This window comes from Pseudomonas sp. IPO3778 (assembly GCF_013386825.1).
Classification (GTDB): Bacteria; Pseudomonadota; Gammaproteobacteria; order Pseudomonadales; family Pseudomonadaceae; genus Aquipseudomonas.
On sequence record NZ_JACARC010000026.1, the window covers coordinates 1 to 5607 of the forward strand.

Genomic DNA, 5607 nt, shown 5'->3' on the forward strand with positions numbered 1-5607 from the left:
ATCGAAGCCCAGAAGGAGTTGATAAGGTCGTGTTGTTTGACCCTATTAACGGTTCGATCTTCTCGGTCGAAAGCGGAGAAAAAGAGGTGTTGACAGCAGCGTGTAACGCTGTAGAATTCGCCTCCCGCTAACGAGAGATCGGAAGCGCAAGTGGTTGAAGTTACAAAGGAAACTTTGAAAACTTCTTAAAAAAACCGCTTGACAGCAACAGAGGCTGCTGTAGAATGCGCGCCTCGGTTGAGACGAAAGATCTTAACCAACCGCTCTTTAACAACTGAATCAAGCAATTCGTGTGGGTGCTTGTGGAGTCAGACTGATAGTCAACAAGATTATCAGCATCACAAGTTACTCCGCGAGAAATCAAAGATGTAACCAACGATTGCTGAGCCAAGTTTAGGGTTTCTTAAAAACCCAAAGATGTTTGAACTGAAGAGTTTGATCATGGCTCAGATTGAACGCTGGCGGCAGGCCTAACACATGCAAGTCGAGCGGTAGAGAGAAGCTTGCTTCTCTTGAGAGCGGCGGACGGGTGAGTAATGCCTAGGAATCTGCCTGGTAGTGGGGGATAACGTTCGGAAACGGACGCTAATACCGCATACGTCCTACGGGAGAAAGCAGGGGACCTTCGGGCCTTGCGCTATCAGATGAGCCTAGGTCGGATTAGCTAGTTGGTGGGGTAATGGCTCACCAAGGCGACGATCCGTAACTGGTCTGAGAGGATGATCAGTCACACTGGAACTGAGACACGGTCCAGACTCCTACGGGAGGCAGCAGTGGGGAATATTGGACAATGGGCGAAAGCCTGATCCAGCCATGCCGCGTGTGTGAAGAAGGTCTTCGGATTGTAAAGCACTTTAAGTTGGGAGGAAGGGCAGTAAATTAATACTTTGCTGTTTTGACGTTACCGACAGAATAAGCACCGGCTAACTCTGTGCCAGCAGCCGCGGTAATACAGAGGGTGCAAGCGTTAATCGGAATTACTGGGCGTAAAGCGCGCGTAGGTGGTTCGTTAAGTTGGATGTGAAATCCCCGGGCTCAACCTGGGAACTGCATTCAAAACTGACGAGCTAGAGTATGGTAGAGGGTGGTGGAATTTCCTGTGTAGCGGTGAAATGCGTAGATATAGGAAGGAACACCAGTGGCGAAGGCGACCACCTGGACTGATACTGACACTGAGGTGCGAAAGCGTGGGGAGCAAACAGGATTAGATACCCTGGTAGTCCACGCCGTAAACGATGTCAACTAGCCGTTGGGAGCCTTGAGCTCTTAGTGGCGCAGCTAACGCATTAAGTTGACCGCCTGGGGAGTACGGCCGCAAGGTTAAAACTCAAATGAATTGACGGGGGCCCGCACAAGCGGTGGAGCATGTGGTTTAATTCGAAGCAACGCGAAGAACCTTACCAGGCCTTGACATCCAATGAACTTTCTAGAGATAGATTGGTGCCTTCGGGAACATTGAGACAGGTGCTGCATGGCTGTCGTCAGCTCGTGTCGTGAGATGTTGGGTTAAGTCCCGTAACGAGCGCAACCCTTGTCCTTAGTTACCAGCACGTAATGGTGGGCACTCTAAGGAGACTGCCGGTGACAAACCGGAGGAAGGTGGGGATGACGTCAAGTCATCATGGCCCTTACGGCCTGGGCTACACACGTGCTACAATGGTCGGTACAGAGGGTTGCCAAGCCGCGAGGTGGAGCTAATCCCAGAAAACCGATCGTAGTCCGGATCGCAGTCTGCAACTCGACTGCGTGAAGTCGGAATCGCTAGTAATCGCGAATCAGAATGTCGCGGTGAATACGTTCCCGGGCCTTGTACACACCGCCCGTCACACCATGGGAGTGGGTTGCACCAGAAGTAGCTAGTCTAACCCTCGGGAGGACGGTTACCACGGTGTGATTCATGACTGGGGTGAAGTCGTAACAAGGTAGCCGTAGGGGAACCTGCGGCTGGATCACCTCCTTAATCGACGACATCAGCTGCTCCATAAGTTCCCACACGAATTGCTTGATTCATTGAAGAAGACGATAAAGAAGCAGCCCGAAATTGGGTCTGTAGCTCAGTTGGTTAGAGCGCACCCCTGATAAGGGTGAGGTCGGCAGTTCGAATCTGCCCAGACCCACCAATTTTGTGTGGGAAACGCCTGTAGAAATACGGGGCCATAGCTCAGCTGGGAGAGCGCCTGCCTTGCACGCAGGAGGTCAACGGTTCGATCCCGTTTGGCTCCACCACTAACTGCTTCTGTCATGAAAGCTTAGAAATGAGCATTCCATCATTGTGATGGTGAATGTTGATTTCTAGTCTTTGATTAGATCGTTCTTTAAAAATTTGGGTATGTGATAGAAAGATAGACTGAACGTTACTTTCACTGGTAACGGATCAGGCTAAGGTAAAATTTGTGAGTAATTGCGAATTTTCGGCGAATGTCGTCTTCACAGTATAACCAGATTGCTTGGGGTTATATGGTCAAGTGAAGAAGCGCATACGGTGGATGCCTTGGCAGTCAGAGGCGATGAAAGACGTGGTAGCCTGCGAAAAGCTTCGGGGAGTCGGCAAACAGACTTTGATCCGGAGATGTCTGAATGGGGGAACCCAGCCATCATAAGATGGTTACCTTACACTGAATACATAGGTGTATGGAGCGAACCAGGGGAACTGAAACATCTAAGTACCCTGAGGAAAAGAAATCAACCGAGATTCCCTTAGTAGTGGCGAGCGAACGGGGACTAGCCCTTAAGTGGCTTTGAGATTAGCGGAACGCTCTGGAAAGTGCGGCCATAGTGGGTGATAGCCCTGTACGCGAAAATCTCTTAGTCATGAAATCGAGTAGGACGGAGCACGAGAAACTTTGTCTGAATATGGGGGGACCATCCTCCAAGGCTAAATACTACTGACTGACCGATAGTGAACTAGTACCGTGAGGGAAAGGCGAAAAGAACCCCGGAGAGGGGAGTGAAATAGATCCTGAAACCGTATGCGTACAAGCAGTGGGAGCAGACTTTGTTCTGTGACTGCGTACCTTTTGTATAATGGGTCAGCGACTTATTTTCAGTGGCGAGCTTAACCGAATAGGGGAGGCGTAGCGAAAGCGAGTCTTAATAGGGCGTCTAGTCGCTGGGAATAGACCCGAAACCGGGCGATCTATCCATGGGCAGGTTGAAGGTTGGGTAACACTAACTGGAGGACCGAACCGACTACCGTTGAAAAGTTAGCGGATGACCTGTGGATCGGAGTGAAAGGCTAATCAAGCTCGGAGATAGCTGGTTCTCCTCGAAAGCTATTTAGGTAGCGCCTCATGTATCACTGTAGGGGGTAGAGCACTGTTTCGGCTAGGGGGTCATCCCGACTTACCAAACCGATGCAAACTCCGAATACCTACAAGTGCCGAGCATGGGAGACACACGGCGGGTGCTAACGTCCGTCGTGAAAAGGGAAACAACCCAGACCGTCAGCTAAGGTCCCAAAGTTATGGTTAAGTGGGAAACGATGTGGGAAGGCTTAGACAGCTAGGAGGTTGGCTTAGAAGCAGCCACCCTTTAAAGAAAGCGTAATAGCTCACTAGTCGAGTCGGCCTGCGCGGAAGATGTAACGGGGCTCAAACCATACACCGAAGCTACGGGTATCATCTTCGGATGATGCGGTAGAGGAGCGTTCTGTAAGCCTGTGAAGGTGAGTTGAGAAGCTTGCTGGAGGTATCAGAAGTGCGAATGCTGACATGAGTAACGATAATGGGTGTGAAAAACACCCACGCCGAAAGACCAAGGTTTCCTGCGCAACGTTAATCGACGCAGGGTTAGTCGGTCCCTAAGGCGAGGCTGAAAAGCGTAGTCGATGGAAAACAGGTTAATATTCCTGTACTTCTGGTTATTGCGATGGAGGGACGGAGAAGGCTAGGCCAGCTTGGCGTTGGTTGTCCAAGTTTAAGGTGGTAGGCTGGAATCTTAGGTAAATCCGGGATTCTAAGGCCGAGAGCTGATGACGAGCTAACTTTTAGTTAGCGAAGTGGTTGATGCCATGCTTCCAAGAAAAGCTTCTAAGCTTCAGGTAACCAGGAACCGTACCCCAAACCGACACAGGTGGTTGGGTAGAGAATACCAAGGCGCTTGAGAGAACTCGGGTGAAGGAACTAGGCAAAATGGCACCGTAACTTCGGGAGAAGGTGCGCCGGTGAGGGTGAAGCATTTACTGCGTAAGCCCATGCCGGTCGAAGATACCAGGCCGCTGCGACTGTTTATTAAAAACACAGCACTCTGCAAACACGAAAGTGGACGTATAGGGTGTGACGCCTGCCCGGTGCCGGAAGGTTAATTGATGGGGTTAGCTAACGCGAAGCTCTTGATCGAAGCCCCGGTAAACGGCGGCCGTAACTATAACGGTCCTAAGGTAGCGAAATTCCTTGTCGGGTAAGTTCCGACCTGCACGAATGGCGTAACGATGGCGGCGCTGTCTCCACCCGAGACTCAGTGAAATTGAAATCGCTGTGAAGATGCAGTGTATCCGCGGCTAGACGGAAAGACCCCGTGAACCTTTACTATAGCTTTGCACTGGACTTTGAATTTGCTTGTGTAGGATAGGTGGGAGGCTTTGAAGCGTGGACGCCAGTTCGCGTGGAGCCAACCTTGAAATACCACCCTGGCAACTTTGAGGTTCTAACTCAGGTCCGTTATCCGGATCGAGGACAGTGTATGGTGGGTAGTTTGACTGGGGCGGTCTCCTCCTAAAGAGTAACGGAGGAGTACGAAGGTGCGCTCAGACCGGTCGGAAATCGGTCGTAGAGTATAAAGGCAAAAGCGCGCTTGACTGCGAGACAGACACGTCGAGCAGGTACGAAAGTAGGTCTTAGTGATCCGGTGGTTCTGTATGGAAGGGCCATCGCTCAACGGATAAAAGGTACTCCGGGGATAACAGGCTGATACCGCCCAAGAGTTCATATCGACGGCGGTGTTTGGCACCTCGATGTCGGCTCATCACATCCTGGGGCTGAAGCCGGTCCCAAGGGTATGGCTGTTCGCCATTTAAAGTGGTACGCGAGCTGGGTTTAGAACGTCGTGAGACAGTTCGGTCCCTATCTGCCGTGGACGTTTGAGATTTGAGAGGGGCTGCTCCTAGTACGAGAGGACCGGAGTGGACGAACCTCTGGTGTTCCGGTTGTCACGCCAGTGGCATTGCCGGGTAGCTATGTTCGGAATAGATAACCGCTGAAAGCATCTAAGCGGGAAACTAGCCTCAAGATGAGATCTCACTGGAACCTTGAGTTCCCTGAAGGGCCGTCGAAGACTACGACGTTGATAGGTTGGGTGTGTAAGCGCTGTGAGGCGTTGAGCTAACCAATACTAATTGCCCGTGAGGCTTGACCATATAACACCCAAGCAATTTGCTGACCTGAAAAGGCACCAGATTGCGGTGTGTGAAGACGAAACGAACCGAAAGTTCGAGATCTTGCAAAACACCGAAAGCTATCACATACCCAATTTGCTGAAGCGAGGCCAACTGGCCACGACTCAGTACCCGAATTTCTTGACGACCATAGAGCATTGGAACCACCTGATCCCATCCCGAACTCAGCAGTGAAACGATGCATCGCCGATGGTAGTGTGGGGTTTCCCCATGTG

At 51.1% G+C, this 5607-nt stretch carries 2 tRNA genes and 3 rRNA genes; all 5 read left to right on the forward strand.

From position 1 onward, the window contains the following. The first annotated feature begins 423 nt into the window (after nucleotides 1-423). Nucleotides 424-1960, forward strand: a 16S ribosomal RNA gene (locus HX855_RS11240). 83 nt (nucleotides 1961-2043) lie between these two features. Then, nucleotides 2044-2120: transfer RNA gene (locus HX855_RS11245), tRNA-Ile, on the forward strand. 30 nt (nucleotides 2121-2150) lie between these two features. Further along, nucleotides 2151-2226 (forward strand) — tRNA-Ala (locus tag HX855_RS11250). A gap of 233 nt (nucleotides 2227-2459) precedes the next feature. After that, a 23S ribosomal RNA gene (locus HX855_RS11255) occupies nucleotides 2460-5353 on the forward strand. 158 nt (nucleotides 5354-5511) lie between these two features. Next, nucleotides 5512-5607, forward strand: a 5S ribosomal RNA gene (gene rrf, locus HX855_RS11260); the annotation flags it as partial.